General features: G+C 26.9%; 21 protein-coding genes. 2 read left to right on the plus strand and 19 right to left on the minus strand.

Going from position 1 to position 19,210, the window contains the following annotated elements:
• Positions 1 to 121: 121 nt before the first annotated feature.
• From ABDZ71_RS13875 to mraZ, 18 genes are all read right to left on the minus strand, one after another.
• Entirely contained in the window at positions 122 to 664 is a 543-nt protein-coding gene (locus tag ABDZ71_RS13875) for a DivIVA domain-containing protein (RefSeq protein WP_343762382.1), read from the minus strand.
• 353 nt (positions 665 to 1,017) lie between these two features.
• Positions 1,018 to 1,674: a DivIVA domain-containing protein gene (locus ABDZ71_RS13880; RefSeq protein WP_343762384.1), complete on the minus strand. Its 657-nt coding sequence runs from the start codon at positions 1,672 to 1,674 to the stop codon at positions 1,018 to 1,020.
• An 18-nt stretch (positions 1,675 to 1,692) separates the two neighbouring features.
• Positions 1,693 to 2,451 carry a YlmH family RNA-binding protein gene (locus tag ABDZ71_RS13885; protein WP_343762386.1) on the minus strand — a complete coding sequence of 253 codons (759 nt, stop codon included), beginning with the start codon at positions 2,449 to 2,451 and terminating at the stop codon, positions 1,693 to 1,695.
• 13 nt (positions 2,452 to 2,464) lie between these two features.
• Positions 2,465 to 2,734, minus strand: coding sequence for a YggT family protein (locus ABDZ71_RS13890; protein WP_343762387.1), 270 nt, complete (start codon positions 2,732 to 2,734; stop codon positions 2,465 to 2,467).
• Between the two features lie 12 nt (positions 2,735 to 2,746).
• On the minus strand, positions 2,747 to 3,205 hold the full coding sequence (locus tag ABDZ71_RS13895; protein WP_343762389.1) for a cell division protein SepF: 459 nt from the start codon (positions 3,203 to 3,205) through the stop codon (positions 2,747 to 2,749).
• Positions 3,206 to 3,223: 18 nt separating this feature from the next.
• A complete protein-coding gene (locus ABDZ71_RS13900) occupies positions 3,224 to 3,889 on the minus strand; it encodes a YggS family pyridoxal phosphate-dependent enzyme (RefSeq protein WP_343762392.1) in 666 nt (221 codons plus the stop codon).
• Between the two features lie 123 nt (positions 3,890 to 4,012).
• Positions 4,013 to 4,741: a DUF881 domain-containing protein gene (locus ABDZ71_RS13905; RefSeq protein ID WP_343762394.1), complete on the minus strand. Its 729-nt coding sequence runs from the start codon at positions 4,739 to 4,741 to the stop codon at positions 4,013 to 4,015.
• On the minus strand, positions 4,731 to 5,093 hold the full coding sequence (locus ABDZ71_RS13910; protein ID WP_343762397.1) for a small basic family protein: 363 nt from the start codon (positions 5,091 to 5,093) through the stop codon (positions 4,731 to 4,733). The genes ABDZ71_RS13905 and ABDZ71_RS13910 overlap by 11 nt, the downstream gene beginning before the upstream one ends.
• A gap of 34 nt (positions 5,094 to 5,127) precedes the next feature.
• Positions 5,128 to 5,844: a DUF881 domain-containing protein gene (locus tag ABDZ71_RS13915; RefSeq protein ID WP_343762454.1), complete on the minus strand. Its 717-nt coding sequence runs from the start codon at positions 5,842 to 5,844 to the stop codon at positions 5,128 to 5,130.
• A gap of 16 nt (positions 5,845 to 5,860) precedes the next feature.
• A complete protein-coding gene (locus ABDZ71_RS13920; RefSeq protein WP_343762398.1) occupies positions 5,861 to 6,631 on the minus strand; it encodes a cell division protein FtsQ/DivIB in 771 nt (256 codons plus the stop codon).
• A gap of 462 nt (positions 6,632 to 7,093) precedes the next feature.
• Positions 7,094 to 8,194: a stage V sporulation protein E gene (gene spoVE / locus ABDZ71_RS13925; protein ID WP_343762400.1), complete on the minus strand. Its 1,101-nt coding sequence runs from the start codon at positions 8,192 to 8,194 to the stop codon at positions 7,094 to 7,096.
• A 26-nt stretch (positions 8,195 to 8,220) separates the two neighbouring features.
• Positions 8,221 to 9,174 (minus strand): phospho-N-acetylmuramoyl-pentapeptide-transferase, encoded by a 954-nt coding sequence (gene mraY / locus ABDZ71_RS13930; RefSeq protein ID WP_343762402.1) that lies wholly within the window; start codon positions 9,172 to 9,174, stop codon positions 8,221 to 8,223.
• 42 nt (positions 9,175 to 9,216) lie between these two features.
• Positions 9,217 to 10,611, minus strand: a complete 1,395-nt coding sequence (locus tag ABDZ71_RS13935; protein WP_343762404.1) for a UDP-N-acetylmuramoyl-tripeptide--D-alanyl-D-alanine ligase — start codon at positions 10,609 to 10,611, stop codon at positions 9,217 to 9,219.
• A 50-nt stretch (positions 10,612 to 10,661) separates the two neighbouring features.
• Complete coding sequence (locus tag ABDZ71_RS13940; protein WP_343762407.1) at positions 10,662 to 12,122, minus strand: UDP-N-acetylmuramoyl-L-alanyl-D-glutamate--2,6-diaminopimelate ligase; 1,461 nt, start codon at positions 12,120 to 12,122, stop codon at positions 10,662 to 10,664.
• Positions 12,123 to 12,239: 117 nt separating this feature from the next.
• Positions 12,240 to 14,420, minus strand: coding sequence for a stage V sporulation protein D (locus tag ABDZ71_RS13945; RefSeq protein WP_343762409.1), 2,181 nt, complete (start codon positions 14,418 to 14,420; stop codon positions 12,240 to 12,242).
• Between the two features lie 14 nt (positions 14,421 to 14,434).
• Positions 14,435 to 14,941, minus strand: coding sequence for a septum formation initiator family protein (locus ABDZ71_RS13950; protein ID WP_343762456.1), 507 nt, complete (start codon positions 14,939 to 14,941; stop codon positions 14,435 to 14,437).
• Between the two features lie 33 nt (positions 14,942 to 14,974).
• Positions 14,975 to 15,904, minus strand: a complete 930-nt coding sequence (rsmH, locus tag ABDZ71_RS13955) for a 16S rRNA (cytosine(1402)-N(4))-methyltransferase RsmH (protein ID WP_343762411.1) — start codon at positions 15,902 to 15,904, stop codon at positions 14,975 to 14,977.
• 17 nt (positions 15,905 to 15,921) lie between these two features.
• Positions 15,922 to 16,350 (minus strand): division/cell wall cluster transcriptional repressor MraZ, encoded by a 429-nt coding sequence (gene mraZ / locus ABDZ71_RS13960; protein ID WP_343762414.1) that lies wholly within the window; start codon positions 16,348 to 16,350, stop codon positions 15,922 to 15,924.
• Positions 16,351 to 16,609: 259 nt separating this feature from the next.
• Here mraZ and ABDZ71_RS13965 point away from each other — a divergent pair, with 259 nt between their 5' ends.
• Together ABDZ71_RS13965 and ychF are read left to right on the plus strand one after the other, a co-directional pair.
• The gene (locus ABDZ71_RS13965; RefSeq protein WP_343762416.1) at positions 16,610 to 16,798 is read left to right on the plus strand and encodes a hypothetical protein; all 189 of its coding nucleotides are present in this window, start codon (positions 16,610 to 16,612) and stop codon (positions 16,796 to 16,798) included.
• Between the two features lie 245 nt (positions 16,799 to 17,043).
• Positions 17,044 to 18,141: a redox-regulated ATPase YchF gene (gene ychF, locus ABDZ71_RS13970; RefSeq protein ID WP_343762418.1), complete on the plus strand. Its 1,098-nt coding sequence runs from the start codon at positions 17,044 to 17,046 to the stop codon at positions 18,139 to 18,141.
• A 351-nt stretch (positions 18,142 to 18,492) separates the two neighbouring features.
• Here the strand turns inward: ychF and grdD are convergent.
• Positions 18,493 to 19,210: glycine/sarcosine/betaine reductase complex component C subunit alpha (gene grdD / locus ABDZ71_RS13975; RefSeq protein WP_343762419.1), on the minus strand; the 718-nt coding region annotated here is incomplete at its 5' end.

A 19,210-nucleotide genomic window follows, 5' to 3' on the forward strand; every position in this document is an offset into this window, starting at 1 on the left:
ATAATTTTAAAAATACTCTTAGTAAACTCAACAAAAACTTTTGGAAATACCCAAAAGTTCTTGTTAAGTACTATAACTAAAATAAAATATAAAGTATCCCCTTTAAAATGTACTTTATATTTTATTTTTCCACTTTTTTATCTTTTTCACTATCATAATTATGTTCTACATTTTTTATAGATAAATCTGTATTACATTCTCCATTTTTATTCTTTAAATTTTTTTCTAAATCTTTAAACATGTCCATTTGATTTTTCATAAAATCTTTATGTCCATTTCTAAATTTATTGAATTTTTGTTTAACAGATTCAAAATCTTCAGTTATTTTGTTTAAATTTCTTTTAGCATTTTTTATAAGATTTTCACTATAACCATTAGCATTTTTTACTATTAAATCCGCTTCCCCTTTAGCTACCTTCTTTATTTGTTCTCCTGAGTTTTGAGCTAAAACTAAAGTATTTTGTATATTCTCTTCCATTTTTTTATAATAGTCTATTCTTTCTTTTAGATGAGAAATTCTTTCTTTTAACTGTTCATTTTCCAAATAAAGATCTCCATGTTTCTCTGCTGCTTCATCTAAAGTTTTGTCGACTTCAATATACTTATACCCTCTAATATTTTTTCTAAACTCTTTATTTATGATTTCTTCAGGTGTTATTCCCATATTAAACTTCAATCCTCCAATGTAAAGTTTTATATAAAATCACTATTATCTTATCTTTATTCATCTCCTTTCTACTTTTATATTTACTTAACTTATATTTTAAAAAATATATATTTTTTAATAACACCACTTATTACATCCCATTATGTTAACCAATAAATCTTACCATAATATGATTATAATATAAATAAAACCTAATACTATTATTTTAACTTTAATTAATAAATTATACAATAATAAAGAATAAAAGAATATATTACTAAAATAACAAGGTTAAAGTCTTAAATCAAATTTATATTTTAAATTAAATATAAAAACTTTTGGAATTAATTCCAAAAGTCTAAGTTATCAATTTAATCTTCTTTTACAAAAAAACTTTTAATATCTTTTTCATCACTTTCTAAAGATGGCTTATTTATAGTAACATCTGAAACCTTAAACTTGCTATCATTTCTACTATCATCTTCTTCATTAATATCCTCTTCATCAAAATTAAGTTCTATATCCTTTTCTTTTATAAAAGATGGACTAACTGCAGTTCCAATATTATAATTTTTGATGAATTCTTTTTCCATCTCGTCAAACATATCCATTTGAGTTTTCATGAAAGTTTTATATCTATTTCTAAATTTGTTGAATTCTTGCTTAGTATACTCAAATTCATCAGTTATTTTCATAACATCATTTTGAGCTTTTTCAATAATTCTTTTAGCTGAATCATTAGCATTTTTTATTACTAAATCTGCCTCTTTTTGAGCTGTTTCTTTTGCTTGCTCTGCTGAATTTTGAGCTAAAAGTAATGTATTTTGAATTGTATCTTCCATTTTATTATAATGGTTAATTTTTTCTTCTAAATTAGCTATTTTTTCATTTAAAGTTGAATTTTCTTTATATAATCTTTCATAGTCATCTGCAATTAAGTCTAAGAATTCATCAACTTCATCACAATTGTATCCTCTAATACCTCTTTTGAACTGTTTATTAGTAATTTCCATAGATGTTATTTTCATATTAAATTACACCCCGAATCAAATAAATTTTTTAAATAATATTTTCAATTTTCCCTTAGATGTAAAACCTACTTTTTCAACCATTTTAAATTTTCCATACCCTCTAATAACTATTACGGAATGTTTTGTTACATCTTTATCTTTTTTTAATGTTTGGTTATAATTTAAAAGTACCTTCCCCTGTGATATAAACTGAAGTGCTTTACTTCTTGATACATTACAAAGAGAACTTACTATAGAATCTATTCTATTAGAAGAAACTCTAATTAAAATCTTCTTAAAATTAAACTCAGGTATAACCTGAGTTTTTAAATCTACCTTCTCTATAATACATGGAGTTTTAGCTATATGTGTTAAATTCAATTTTATGTAATCATAAAGTTCCCTAAAAACAGGCACATAGCATATATCTTCCTTTAACAAAACATCTCCCATTTTTTCTCTTTTGATTCCTAGAGACATAAGTGCTCCTAAAAAATCCTTATGTTTTAAAGTTTGAAACTTAGAATTATAGCTGATTTTCATAAGAACAATAGGTACTTCATCTAAATCTTTCAAATTAAAACATACAATTTTTCTTTCGCTTTCTTCAAATATCCCATAAGTAACTATATCTATATCAAAATACTTGTCCAATTTATTAATATAATTTAATATATTTGGGGTGTAGAACTTTTCAGTATAAATACTTTTCCTTGTTTTATCTGATAGAAAAGCTTTATTATATATATCTTTCAAAACATCTTTAGACTCTAAACTACACCCTTTTAAAAACATATTCTGACTCATATTACAATAATATAGTATATATTACCCTTTTTATAATATCCAATAATACTAAAGCTATTATTGGTGAAAAATCAATCATCAAATTGGGAATTAAAGCATTTTGTATTTTTCTCCCTGGAGCCATAAGTGGTGCTGTAAGAGCATGAACAAATTCTATAAGTTGACTTCTACCACCTTGTTTAGGCATCCAAGATAAGAAAACTTCTATAATTATAGCTATTTCTAGAAATCTAAATAATATATTTAAAATGAGAAGTATTGTATTTGTCATAGTTTCCTCCAATTATTTATTCCAATTAAAAATACCTTTATTAGATATTAATTGGCTTTTAAGATCATTAGTAACCTCTACAGTAGATGGTGCTAATATATATACTGATTTTTCTACTTCTTCTAAACTTCCACCTAATGCATAGCTAGCTCCGCCCATAAAATCTAATAACCTTTGAGCAGTTTTTGTTTCTAAATCTGAAGTATTTACTATTATTATTTTTCTGTTCTTTAACTCATCACAGATATCTACCGCTTCTTCATAGCTAGAAGGTTTTATTATTTTAATTTTAGCAGAAATAGCGGTATGTATACTAACAACCTTATTATTTCTTTTTGAAGAAGATATTATTGGTTCAACCGATTCGTCTTCTCCAATAGTTTCATCCATTTCGTCCATTTCATCCATTTCATCTAAATCATCTTCTAGTCCTAAAAAACCTGCCATTTTATTTAATAATTTTCCTGCCATCTTAGTTCCCTCCATTCTTTATTTTTTATAATTTCTTTTTCCAAAAATGCCTTGTCCAATTCTTACCATATTGGATCCTTCTTCTATGGCTTCAACATAATCTCCTGTCATACCCATAGACAAATACTTCATCTTTATGTTTTTAAAAGACCTATCTTTTAATTTATCGAAGATTTGTTTCATTTGTTTAAAGTATTTTTTACAAATTTCTTTATCTCCTTTAGGAATTATAGACATAAGTCCTTTTACTTTTACGTTCTTACATTTTTCTACTTCATCGATCATAGAATTTAACTGTTCTTCATATATTCCATATTTACTTTCTTCTTTTGCTATATTTACCTGAATTAAAACCTCTGCTGTCTTTCCTTCCTTATTATACCTACTTTCTATTTCTTTTAAGAGTCTTATACTATCTAAAGAATGTATAAGACTAACTTTTCCTACAATATATTTAACCTTATTTCTTTGAAGATGTCCTATAAGATGCCATCTTATATCTTCTTTAGGAAACAGTTCAACTTTTTTAGATAATTCTTGAACTTTATTTTCTCCAAAATCTCTTATACCAAACTCATAAGCTTCACAAATATCCTCAATTGGTTTAGTTTTAGATACTGCTATAAGATTAACCTCGTCTGGTAATATATCTTTTAATTCCTGTATATTCTGTTTTATATCCAAAGTACATCGTCCTTTCAATATTTTACCACTCATTCATAAAACTAATCTCAATCTTTAAGTATAATATTCTTCATAAAACTAAAAAATCCTTCATTACAACAACATTTTGTTACATAAAATAAATTAATCATCAGACTTTAAATATTTAGAATAAATATCTCCTTGATAGGCTGGTATTTCTACTTCATTTACCCTAGTTAAATCTACATTTGTTCTTCTTAATTTTAAAATTTGTAAATACCCGTCACTTCGTAGCATATATTCTCTTAAAGTTTCTTTATTTCCTATAGCACTAATATAAAAAGGACTAACTATTTTAACCCCATTAATACTTAAAAAAGGCCCATCACAATAAACAGAACTATCACTAGTAATTCTTTGTCCATTTATTGATATAGCTTCTGCTCCAGCATTTTTTAAATCATTTATAACATAAAGAATATCTTTATCATGTATTATAAGTCCCATTTGTTCACTAGGATCTGTAACTTTTGAAAATAATTTTTTATCTCCATCTTTCATTGTTATTTTAATTCCTTGTCCTTTAACCCTTATATTTCCTAAATCCAACTCATTATTATTTATTTCTTTTTTTACTTCTTCAACTATTTCATCATCATCTTTATTACCTTTAATATACTTATCTACTTTCTTTAAGTATTGATTATATTTTTTTATTAAATTACTTATATCTGAAGATAACTTCTTTTTTTCTGTATAAGCATCTTGATATTGTTTTATATTTAAAAAATTTCTATGATCAACTTTTTTAAAACTTATATTCATTGATATAAGCACTCCAATAGAAATACATGCTATAAAAATAAATAATTTAGCCTCGTTACTTTTCATCAATTTCACCTAAATGATGTGATTTAGTTTTATCAAGTATTATTCTTCTTATTTTACCGAAGTTATCAAATATTCTTCCTCCAAAAACTACTACTGCTGCTAAATAAATAGGTACTCCCATTTTATCTCCTAAATAAGCTAAAGCAGCTGCCAATACTGCATTTCCAAAAAAGCCTGATATAAATATATCTGCTTCAAACTTTTTAGCAAGGGATGCTCTTAAAGCTCCAAATACTGAATCCAAACAAGCAAGTATTGCTACTGACATGTATGGAGAAAATTTATCTGGTATGTTAATATTCCAAACAGCTCCTACTATTATTCCTATAATAAGTCCTATAAAACCGATCATATATTAGTCCTCCTAAATAAAAATAAAAATCATATTATTGTTCTTTTGCTACAGGCTTAGCATATTTATAATTAATAACTTTATTATTCTTTTTGATTTCTATATCTTTTGATTTTTCATATTTTACTTCGCATATATTTCTAAAATCTTGAAATGATTCTGGAAATTCTAATGCTGCATATAATGTTTCTGGATTCCCTATAGCAGTTATAGTTATACGACTAGTTGGAGACACTCTAGTATCATCTACCATTATATAATTTCCTGCTGTTCTTATCCCTGTTGTGTTAACTACTCTTATACCATTTATTGATATAGCTTCAGCATCAGCAAATCTTAATTCATTTACTAAATATATTAAATGTTTATCTGTTAACTGTTCTTCTGGACTTCTTCCAAATATATTGTTATTAGGATTTAAGTATATTGTTACTCCAGGACCCTTAACATCAAGATTACCATTAATAAGTCTTTGCCTATCTAATTCTTCAAGCATATGCTTTGTAGAATCACTTTTTTTAGCGGCCTGATCTTCATATCCTTTAGCTTTCTTTTCAAGTTCATCAACTTTTTTTTCCAATTCTTTTTTATCTTTTTTATATTGTTCAACTTCTACAGTAATATCAGAGGTATTCTTTTGTGATATATTCAGCGACTTTTGTTGCTTTATTATAGATTTAAACTGATAGGCTAACATAAACCCTAAAATACTACATACTAAAGCTACACTTATTTGGGAACTTTTCTTCATCATAATCCTCTCTCTCCTACTTCTCAACGCGAAATACTGGGTTTCCATCAAAACTTACATCTATATAAGCTTTTTGGGATTTTTGTAGTTCTTTTCTTTTCAATATGTTTATAGCTTTATTAAGCTTATCTTTTATGTTATCACTTACACCGATCTTAACTAAAACATTATTAGCATAAATTTTTATATCTAATATGTTTTTTAAGTCTAAATATGTAAATTTTACATTAGAATTATTATTGATTAGCAATTCTCCTATTTCCGTTAAAACACCTAATTTTCTTTCATCATCACAATTTAATTTTTTACCAATCTTACTTTTATCAACATTAAAACCATCTACTTTTATAAGATTCATATTCTTAATATTATCCCTTTTTTCTAATAGGCAAGAATTTTTAGATATTATATAATATTTTTTTCCTACCATATTATAAAATAAAGCTTCTCTTTCTTTTACAAATATTTTTATTTTATCTGGTAATGTCTTTTTTATAGTAACACTTTCTATATAAGCATTTGATAAAATATTCTCTTTTGCTATGTTAGTATTTGTATAAAATATATTTGTTCCTTTTTCAAATTTTGATAAATCCAAAATATTTTCCTTAGAAATATTATTATTTCCTTCCACAGAAATTTTACTTATATTAAAATATGGAAGTTTTAAGCATAAAATTACAAATATCGAAACCAAAAATACAAATAATAATAATGTTTTCTTTATAGTTTTTTTCCTTTTCTTTCTTTTTATAAATTCATCTGTACTTAATAAATTATTATTCATAAATAGTACCCTACCCTCACTTAAATAAATTGCAACTAAGTTTAATTTTACCACTTTAATCAATTTATTTCATTAAGATTTATTTACAAAATTCAATAATTTATTTAAAAATCTAATTATTTTATTGTCTTATAAATATCATCTATTTTATTATTCGTACACATAACCATTATAATCTATAATTCTTACGAAATTCTTAAGAAATTAATTATAAAATATTAAATTTCTATATAAACATTAATAAAATGCAATTATTTATTTATAAATAATTGCATAAATGGAATCAAACTTATAAATTTTCAAAGTAATAACTTTCTTCTTTAAATTTTATTTTAAAAATAAAGATAATAATAAAAAACTAGTATTTTATTAACTAATTTTTATCCATATAAAAAAAACTTTCAAATAAGTTTAAATTTACTTGAAAGCTTTTTATATAATATATTTTAAAAACATTTTTCCCTAGGTGCTCTTTTGCCTAGAAATATTCAGTAATATTCCCATAGCCATAAGATTAAATACTAAGGAAGAGCCTCCACAACTAATAAAGGGAAGAGGAACTCCAGTAACTGGCATTGATCCTGTTACAACTGCTATATTTATAGTAGCTTGAACAGCTACTATAGATGTAATACCTATAGCAAGTAATGTACCGTAAGTATCCTTAGCCTTAATTGAAGTAACTATACCTCTCCATATAAATAATAAGAAAACTACAACTATAAAAATACATCCTATTAATCCAAGTTCTTCTCCTATTATTGCAAATATGAAATCATTATGAGGTTCCGGTATATAATAGCATTTTTGTCTTGATTTACCCAAACCTACTCCCCATATACCGCCTGAACCTAAAGCTAAAAGAGATTGTATTAATTGATATCCCGTTCCTTTAGAATCTTGCCATGGATTTAAAAAACTCATAAATCTTTTCATTCTAAAAGGCTCAAAGTATATACCAGCTACCCCTGCTAATCCTACTAGCAATAGAACAAAAAACAAATGTTTTGATCTTGCTCCTGAAATATATAGTACTATAAGTGTAACAATCATAATAACTGCAGCTATACTTAAATTTTTTTCTAAAAATACCAAACCTGCATAAAATCCGGATACTATAAGGTATGGAACAACACCGTGCCAAAAGCTTTTAACTTTTTCTCCTTTATTAGATAAACTTTTGGCCATATAAAGAACTACTATATATTTGGCTATTTCTGATGGTTGAATAGAAACACCAATTCTTATCCATCTTCTTGCACCATTTACAGGAGGAAAAGCAAAAACTAAACATAGTAATATAACTGTTAAAATCATTAGTTTGGGAGTAACTTTTTTTAGTTTATGGTAATCAATTTTAATAGTAGCTATCATTAATATTATCCCTATAATAGCTGCTGCTCCTTGTTTTTTCAAGTAATAAGTACTATCTTTATGAGGACCATAAAAAGCTCCATAAGAACTAGCACTATATACCATTATAACTCCTATAGATACTAGCACCATAATTATAGCAAATAATCCAAAATCTATAGTTCCTAACTTTTTGTTATATTTTTTCATAATAACTTATTCCTCCCCATGAATAGTTATAAGGATAAAAAGGCAATTAAACACAATACAACTGTAATTATAGAAAACACAGATACTACTTTTGTTTCATGCCATCCACACAATTCAAAATGGTGATGTATTGGACTCATTTTAAATACCCTCTTACCTGTAAGTTTAAAAGATGTTACCTGTATTATTACAGATAAAGTTTCAATTACATATATTCCCCCTACTATTATAACCAATAATGGTAATTTTAAAATCATAGCTACAGCAGCTACAGCTCCCCCTAGTGCTAAAGAACCTGTATCTCCCATAAATATCTGTGCTGGAAAAGCATTATATTTTATGAATCCAAGTAGCGCTCCAGATACTACTGCACAAAATATAGATAAAGTATAGTGACCCATTCCAAAACTAACTAATGCAAAAAAAGTCATCACTAAAACTGTAACAGAACTTGAAAGTCCATCTAATCCATCTGTTAAATTTACAGCATTAGTAGTAGCTGCAAAAAAGAATACAGTACATGGTATATACCAAATTCCTAAATCTAAAGTTTTTTTAGCAAAAGGTATTATAATTTCTGTTCCTATATTTGGATTAGTAGAAGCATAGTATGCAAAAGCTACAGATACAACAACTAAAAGTAACATCTTTTGATATGCTCTTAATCCTAAGTTTTTCTTTCTTATTATTATAAGGGCATCATCTATACCTCCTATAATTCCAAAAGCGATAAATGCATATAAGGCAACCATTGCTTCATCACTAGGATTTCTAATAACCAAAAGCATAGTTATTAAAGAGGAAAGTATAAACATAATTCCGCCCATAGTAGGTGTCCCTGCTTTTTTTCTATGACTTTTTGGTCCTTCTTCCCTTATACTTTGACCAAACTTAAATTTATGAAGTAATGGAATAATTACTGGACCTTCTAATATTGAAATACAAAACGCTAAAAGTACTGAATATACAATTCTATTCATTTTTAATCGCTCAAATTTGAGCGAATTCACCTCCCAGTTAACTTAACTATTGATGTTCTTTAGTTTATCTACTATTTTTTCTAATCTCATAGATCTAGAAGCTTTAACTAAAATAATATCTCTCTTTTGTAAAATATTTTCTATATATTTAAATGCTTCTTCTCTAGTTTCACATTGTTTAAAATATTTTTTATCCTCACTAGAAATAAAACCTTCTTTATAGGCATTACTAAATTTTCCTATAGCAATTATAACTTCAACTCCATTTTTTCTTGCATATTCTCCTATAGATTTATGTGCATTAAAAGATTCTTTTCCTAATTCTAACATATCTCCTAAAACTAATATCTTTCTTTTCCCATCTACATTTTTCATAACATCTATAGCTGCCTTCATAGAATCTGGACTAGCATTATAACAATCATTAATTATAGTAAAGCTCTCTTTTTTTATAATATCTAATCTCATAGAAGTTGATTTTAAATTTTTCATTCCATTTTGCATTTCATCATATGACATGCCAAAATATTTACCACAAGCTATTGCCAGTAAAGAATTTAATACATTATGCTTCCCAGGTACTGGTATCTTAAAATCTTTATATTTATTTTCCCCTTGCTCAAAGATATCAAAGCTTCCATCTTTTTCACTTAAGTTTATATTTTCTGCAAAAAAACTAGAATTGCTTTTATCTATAGTACTTATATTATATAGCTTGTAATCATTATTTTTATAAGTTGACAATATATCGTTATCTCCATTTAATATTAAAAGATTGTCTTTTCCAAAAAAATCTGTGATTTCTAGTTTTGCTTTTAATATATTTTCTCTTGACCCTAAATTTTCTATATGAGATATGCCTATATTAGTTATTATAGCAATGTCTGGGTTTGCAACTTCTGCCATTCTATGTATTTCTCCAAAATGATTCATTCCCATTTCAAGTACAGCTATATCATAACTTTTATCCAATTTAAATACCATTAAAGGAAGACCTATTTCATTATTAAAATTTCCTTCTGTTTTAAACACCTTAAAATTATTAGATAAAGTAGCCGCTACTAAATCCTTAGTAGAGGTTTTACCTGTTGACCCTGTTATAGCTATAACCTTTATATTTAATTTATTTTTATAATATCTTGCTAAATCTAATAAAGCTTTACCAGTATCTTTTACTTTAACTATATAAGATTTATTTAAAACATCTTCACTTTTAAAACATATTTCATCTACTATACATAAAGAAGCTCCTGATTCTATAGCATTTATTGTAAATTTATTTCCGTTAAAATTTTCTCCTTTTAATGCTATAAATATATCTCCTTTTTGTATTTTCCTAGTATCTGTGCTTACTGAATTATATTCTTCAGTTTCACCCTTTATAACTAGCTTACCTTCTACAGCTTCTAATACTTCTTTTAAAGTAATAACTTCCATAGTATTAACACTCCCATTTTTTAGTTATAATTAATACAAAAGATTAGAAATTAATCATATAATTCTTTTATTATATCTCTTATAACTTCTCTTTCATCAAAATGTATTGTTTCATTTTTCAAAATTTGATAATCTTCATGTCCTTTTCCTGCTACAACTATAACATCACCCTTTTTAGCTATTTCCATGGATTTTTTTATAGCTTCTCTTCTATTTTCAACTACTATATGATTATTTTTTTCTATTCCTTCTACCACATCTTCTATTATTAAAGATGGGTCTTCTGTTCTAGGATTATCAGAAGTTATTATTGCAATATCACTTAAGTCTGATCCTATTTTACCCATAATAGGTCTTTTAGTTTTATCTCTATCTCCACCACATCCAAATACACTTATAAGTCTTCCTTTAGTAAATTCTCTAGCTGTATTTAAAATATTTTCAAGTCCGTCTGGAGTATGAGCATAATCTACTATTACATCATATCCTAAATCATAATCTTTAGTAACTATTTCGCATCTTCCTGGAACTGACTTCATGTTTTCTAAACCCTTTTTTATGTCCTTTAAATATATTCCTTCTAAGATACATGCACCTATACATCCTAAAGCATTAGATATATTATATTTGCCTGGTATATTTAAAGCTATACTTTCTCTTCTGCCTTTATATTCAACTTCAAAGTCTATTCCTCTAGAATGCATATTTATATTTTCAGCCTTTAAAGAGCATTCCTTTTCTATTCCATAAGTAAGAATATTTTCTTTAATATCTTTAGAAACTTTACTACCATAGGAATCATCTAAATTTATTACTGAATGCTTAGAATTTTTAAATAATATAAGTTTAGATTTATAGTAATTTTCAAATGTTTTATGAAAATCTAAGTGATCCTGTGTTAAATTAGTAAATATCCCCTCTGAAAATTCTATTCCATATACTCTATCTAAATATAAAGAATGAGAAGAAACTTCCATTACACAATAATCTACTTTGGCATCTACCATATCTTTAAACAATTTTTGAAGTTCTAAAGACTCTGGTGTTGTTCTATGAGACTCTATTTTTTTATTTCCTATGTAATTAGCTATAGTACCTACAAGACCTACTTTATATCCAACTTCTTCTAATATAGATTTAAGCATAAAAGTAGTAGTAGTCTTTCCATTAGTTCCTGTTATACCTATAATTTTAATCTTATCCCCTGGATTTTCATAAAAATTAGCTCCCATTTTTGCTAAAGCTCTTCTACTATTAGAGACTTTTAAAATAGTACAATCTTTATAAGAATCAATATTCTCTAAATCTTTTTCACATACTATTAATTTAGCACCACTTTCATATGCTTTTTTAGCATATTTATGACCATCTGTACTATAACCTTCAACACAAACAAAGGCATCTCCTTTATTTACCTTTCTAGAGTCATACTCTATTTTATTTAAACTTATTTTTTCATTTCCAAACAATAAGCTATATTCTACTCCTTTTAAAAGATTACATAATTTCATATTAACACATCCTTATAGCAAAGTTATTATACATATAACAAAACATTAGCATGCAAAATACAGTTTTTTCTATATTTTGCATGCTGAAATATCATAAATTTAAGTCTACCCCAAAATTTAGTCTCCTATAGGTTCTGCATTTAAATTAATTACAGTACCTTTTTTAACACTCTTCTTTGGAGGTATAGACTGCTTAGATATTATTCCATCACCTTTTATTTTACCTTTAAGTCCAATACTTTTTAAAATAGCCATTGCTTCTTTAGTAGTATCTCCTTTAACATTAGGAACAGCTACTACCTTATTATAATTTGGTGTAGAGCCTGTGTAAAGTATTATTTTACTACCTTCTTTTACTGTATATCCTGGTTTTGGATTCATATCTACTATATATTCTCCCTTAGATTGTATTTCTGCATCTAATTTAAGATCTTTTATTTTCTTTTTAGCGTCTTCTGTTTTCATCCCTCTAAGTTCTGGAACATTTACATCTTCAAGTAAACTCTTTGCTAAATCTTCTCCTTCATCACCATTTATTGTAGCTAGATAATTGAATATGTTTTTAAACAAATCTTTAGCTGCTGGTGCTGCTGTTTGAGCTGCAAAATGTTTTGCAGGATTAGGTTCATCTATTGAAACAAGAAGTGTTACCCTAGGATCATTAACCGGTGCCATTCCAGCAAAGGAAGCTACATATTTACCTGCCTCATAACCTCCTTTTCCTGCCTTTTGAGCAGTTCCAGTTTTTCCACCTATATGATATCCTTCAATAAAGGCATTTTTACCTCCACCTTCTGAAACAACTTTTTCCAATATCCCTCTTAAAGTTGACATTTTGTCAGGATGAAGAATTTGTTTATATTCTAACTTATTCTTTTCATCTACAATTTCTTTATTATTTTCTTCATCATAATGTCCTATTTCTTTCATTACATGGGGTTTTATAAGCTTACCACCATTTGCTATAGCATTAAATGCTGTTAAATATTGTATAGGAGATACTGTATCCGTTTGACCAAAAGATATTGTAGCTAAATCTATATCCGTTATATTTTTAGTACTTTTTATTATTCCTCTTGCTTCTCCTGGAAGATCTATACCAGTCTTTTGTCCTAATCCAAATTTTTTTATATACTCATTTAACTTTTCTTTTCCTATCATTTTTCCTAATTGTGCAAGGCCCATATTACAAGAATTTTTTAATATTTCTTCAAAATTCTGAGTACCATGACCTTCTGGTTTCCAACAATGTATTGTTTTATTAGCTATTTTCATACTACCATTACATGTAAACTTAGTATCAGAATTAACTACATTTTCTTCTAAGGCCGCTGTTGCTGTTATTGGTTTAAATATAGATCCTGGTTCAAAAGTATCATTTATTGCTCTATTTCTCCATTTCTTTTGAAGTTCATTATATGTTTTTCCTTTTTCCCAAGGATCATTTGGATTATAGTCTGGCTTATTTGCAAGTCCTAAAACTTCTCCTGTTTTAGGATCCATAACTGCAACTGTTACAGCTTTAGCTTGGTTATCTTTTAGTGCCTTTTCAGCAGTCTGTTCTGCAAAATGTTGTATCATCTCATCTATAGTTAAAATTAAATCTTTTCCATCTTCAGGTTTTGTATACCTAGAAATAGCATAAGGTAAATCCTCACTTTTCCTGTCAGTTTCCGCCACTCTAACTCCAGGTTTACCTGCAAGTATACTATTATAGTAAAGCTCTACTCCAGTTAAGCCTTTTCCATCAGAATTGGTGTGCCCCATAACATGAGATAAAAAATTATTATTAGGATAGTATCTTTTAGTATCTGCAGATACCAATAATCCTCTTAATTTTAAATCTCTAACTTTATCTGCTTTATCTTTTTCTATTCTTCTTTTTAAAGTAGCAGATTGTAGTGGCAAGCCATTAGCCAATTTTTTGTTTAAAACCTTTAAAACTTCTTCTTTTTTCATCTCTAAAATGGTAGATAATTTAGATGCTAACTCATCTTTAGTCATTTTTTTATTTTTCAAAGTGTCTTTTAAAGCATTCATATCTAGATCAATTCTATATACATTAGCACTAATTGCTAGCTCATGCTCATTTCTATCTAATATTCGTCCTCTTTTAGCATCAATTTCAACTTCACTTGTCCACTGATCAACTGCCTTTTCCTTTAACTTAGGAGATTGCACTATCATTACATTGCTCATTCTAACTATAAGTCCTATAAAACATATAAAAAGGAAACAGAACACAACGACCATTCTTTTTCTAATTATAACTTTGTCTCTATACTCCTTTTTAGACAATTATCATACCTCCATTAAAACAACATTTCTTTAATCCCCTTAAAGAACTTTGAAAACCAACTATTGCTTTCTTTATTGCTTTTATTTATATCACTGTTTTCTTTTGAAAAATTATCATAACTTAAATCTGTATATAACGCAGTGTTTTTATCAGGATTTACCATTTTAAGTTTGCTTAAAGCTTCTTTTTCTATGACACTTAAATTACTCTGTTTTACCAACTGAACCTTTAAATTTTCAGTATTTTTATTAACTTCGTTCAGTTGTTTTTGTATATCATTAGATTTTCTTTGCATGCTATATATCATAGAATACCTTCCAACTATAGTAATTCCCATAGCAAAAAATATAATTATATTTCTAATAGTTTTAAATTTAAATTTTAATCGTCTTTGTCTTTCCTTTTTATTTTTAATTTTTTTATATTTTTCTAACTCTTTATTATGTTTTTCATCTGTTGAAGGAGCATATTCTGGAGCAAGTGCTGTATTTCCGCTTATGTTATTTTCTTTATCTACCATTATCACTTTATTCTCCCTCCTTTTTATTTAGAACTAAAGTTTTTGTGATACCCTAAGTTTTGCACTTCTACTTCTTGAATTTAATTCCTTTTCCTCTTTAGATGGTTCAAGAGGTTTTTTTGTTATTATTTTTACTATTGGTTTTTTTCCACAAGCACATATAGGGAAACTAGGTGGACAAATGCATGGATTTTCCATTTCTTTAAATTTCCTTTTTACAATTCTATCTTCTAAAGAATGAAAAGTTATTATAGATATTCTGCCTTTACTATTCAATCTATTTATAGAATCCTCTATAGCCTTATTTAAAATTTTAAGTTCTCTATTAACTTCTATACGTATAGCCTGAAATGTTCTTTTGGCTGGATGACCATCCCTTTGAAATTTTGCTGGGATAGCCTTTTTTATTATGTCTACAAGTTCCCCTGTAGTATTTATCGGCGATTTTTCTCTTGCTTTTATAATAAAATTAGCTATTCTTCTAGAAAATTTTTCTTCTCCATATTCTTTTAATATATTAAAGATTTCTTTTTCTTCATATGAATTAATGACATCATAGGCTGAAAGATCTGATTCTGTATCCATTCTCATATCTAGCGGTGCATCTTTCATATAACTAAATCCTCTTGATGCTTCATCTAGCTGATAAGAAGATACTCCAAGATCCATCATTATTCCATCAATCTTTTCTATACCTAGCGTTTCTAAGATTGAATCTATATTATAAAAATTATTATGAACATAGGTTATATTATCAAATTCTTTAAGTTTTTCCTTTGCTGCTTTAAGTGCTGTAGTATCTTGATCTATGCCTATAAGTCTTCCTTTAGAAGAAAGCCTTTTAGCTATCTCATAAGAATGTCCTCCTCCACCTAAAGTACAATCTACATAGATACCATCTTCTTTTATATTTAGCGAATCTATTGTTTCATTTAGTAGTACAGATATATGTTTAAAATTCATGCTATTCCTCCTATGTTTTAAAATTCAAGTTCATTCATCTGTTCCGCAATACTATCATAATCTATATTAGAATTATTATACTCATCCCATTTTTCTCTACTCCATATTTCTATCCTATTTGAAACTCCAATACTTACTACATCTTTTTCTATATTCCCATATTCTATAAGATTTTGTGGTATAAGAGTTCTTCCTTGCTTATCTAATTCTATTTCATGGGCTCCTGAAAAAAAGAATCTTACAAAAGCTCTAGCATTTTTATTAGTAAGAGGAAGTTTTTCTAATTTCTTTTGAAGTAATTCCCATTGACTTCTAGGATATACATATAAACATCCATCTAATCCTTTTGTTAAAATAAATTGCTTTCCTAATTCTTCTCTAAATTTAGAGGGTATTATAATTCTATTTTTTTTATCTAGAGAATGATTATATTCCCCTATGAACATCCTAACACCTCTATTTATATTTTCCTCCACTTCAAACCACATTCTACCACACAATTATCTATTCTATATTTTAATTAGAATTCCTTCAATGGTAAAAAAAATTAATATATTTTTAATATATAAATTCAATATTAATTTTAATAAACTTATACAAATAAAACTACAAATTTTTATTTATATAAATAATTACTATAAAAAAGTTAAATAATATGTAGTTTTATGTAGAAAATAATATTATAAGAAAGGAGGTTTTAGTATTATGCACAGCATTAATTTCAAAAAATTAAATTCAATGAAAAAACACAAAAAAATGAATAAATACAACAAAATGATAAAACATCATCATTTTCACTGTTTAAGTAAAAAAGAAAAAATGTGTTTAGCATCAATGATTGGTATCAACTTTATGAAGGGAATATTTATTGGAATGTATATAAATGAAAAATAATCTCTTAATTTAATTTTTACTTAAATAAAAAGCATATGAAATTATATCAGTATATTTCATATGCTTTTTTATATAATTAATGTAAGAATTTTTATTTATTTATAATTATAAAGGTATACTTCCTTGAAATGACTACATCTGTGGAGTATAATTTAATAGGAATTTATACTTATATTAGAAATACTACTTTTAGTATGAATTTTTTAATTAATAGATACTATATACAAAGAAGGGACTGTACATAGATGAAATTAGGAATAGTAGGATTACCTAACATAGGTAAAAGTACATTATTTAATGCTATAACCAAAGCAGGAGCAGAATCTGCAAATTATCCATTCTGCACTATAGAACCAAACGTAGGTGTAGTAAGTGTACCTGATAAAAGATTAGATGTTCTAGAAAAAATGTATAATCCAAAAAAGAAAATACATACTGCAATTGAGTTTTATGATATAGCAGGTCTTGTAAAAGGAGCTAGTAAAGGTGAAGGACTTGGAAACAAATTCTTATCTCATATAAGAGAAGTAGAAGCTATAGTACATGTTGTTAGATGTTTTGAAGATCCTAATATTGTCCACGTAGATGGTTCTATAGATCCTATACGTGATATTGAAACTATAAGCTTAGAACTTGTATTTTCAGATATAGAATTACTTCAAAGAAGAATAGATAAAACAAAAAAATTAACTCATGGTGGAAATAAAGTAGCTAAAGAAGAATTAGCTTTTCTTGAAAGCTTAAAATCTCACTTAGAAGAAGGTAAACCTATTAGAACATTAGAACTTGATGAAGATCACCAAAAGATGGTAGACAGTTATTTTCTTTTAACTTCTAAACCTGTTTTGTACGTAGCTAATGTATCTGAAGATGATATAATGTCTGGAAATGCTGAAAATAACTTAGTAAAAAAAGTTAAAGATTATGCAGCTAATGAAAAATCAGAAGTTATTACACTATGTGCTAAACTTGAAGAAGAACTTTCTACTTTAGAAGATGAAGAAAGAGATGAAATGCTTGAAGAATACGGCCTTAAAGAATCCGGTTTAGATAAACTTGTACAATCTAGCTATAAACTATTAGGTCTTATAAGCTTTTTAACTGCTGGTAGTGATGAAGTTAGAGCTTGGACTATAGTTGATGGAACAAAGGCTCCTAAAGCTGCAGGTAAGATACATACTGATATAGAAAAAGGGTTTATTAGAGCTGAAGTTATATCTTATGATAAATTAATAGAATCTGGTTCAGAAGCTCAAGCAAAAGAAAAAGGCTTTTATAGATTAGAAGGCAAAGATTATACAATGAAAGATGGAGATATAGTTAACTTTAGATTCAACGTTTAATTTATTTCACTATCTTTATATTTATATAATCATAATAAAATATTTTTAACTAAACAAGCCTATATTTATTTTAAATATAGGCTTGTTTAATAATATCTAAAAGTAAAACTATTTTTTAAAACAACTTAAAACTTCACTACAAATACTAATTTATATAAAAATTTATATTTTCTAAAAAAACAGCCTTATAAAAGACTCGACTATCTTTTATAAGGCTGAAAATATTTTTATTTTTTTAGTATAACTACTATATTATATTTCAAACTTAGGGATTTTAGGAATTTAACATACTTTTCATTACAATTATTTTTATAGACTTATCAAGCTTATTTATTAGATAAACTTATTTAATTAGCTTATATATTCATGTTTAGTCAATACTTCTACTGCCATGTCATATTTGCCTTCATTTACTTTTACAACAGGTCCTGTACAACCCATTCCACTCTCTGCATAGATGCCTTCTTTCCATAGAGTTTTTTGTGCATCCTCTATGTCCATAACATCTATACCCATAATAGCTGCTGTAGCTATTTCTTTTGGTGGTTCTTTAACTTCTTCTTCATCTTCTTTTTTTTCATTTTTTGCAGTTAAAGATTCTAATATCTCTTTAAGTCCACATTTATTTGCTTTCTCAAATTCTTCTTTTACTACTTTCTTTAGGTTTCCTTTTACTAAACCTGATGCATATTCTATAGCATTAGCAGCTACCGGTGCTCCTGATGCTCTAGATAGTATTAATATAGTTCTGTCGTAATCTTCTCCGATTCCAGGTCCGTATCCATAACCAAATCCTTCATAACTTCCCCCTGTTGTGTATGAAGAAAATACTTTCATCAAAAGATTACCTGTTAGTGTATCTGTAACCATAACATCACATGTTGCAGCTAAAAGATCGTTTCCTCTCATTACAGATCCACCATCTGCTCTTAAAGATTCTGCAAATTTTATTTTGTAACCATTGCTATCTAATTTTTTAAGAGCTTTTTCTACTTGTCTTGCACCATCTAAGTTAAGTATTCCAACTGTAGGCTCTTCTATTCCCATAGCCTTTGCTGTTACTATTCCA

This window comes from Clostridium oceanicum (genome assembly GCF_039521385.1).
GTDB classification, from domain to species: domain Bacteria; phylum Bacillota; class Clostridia; order Clostridiales; family Clostridiaceae; genus Clostridium_F; species Clostridium_F oceanicum.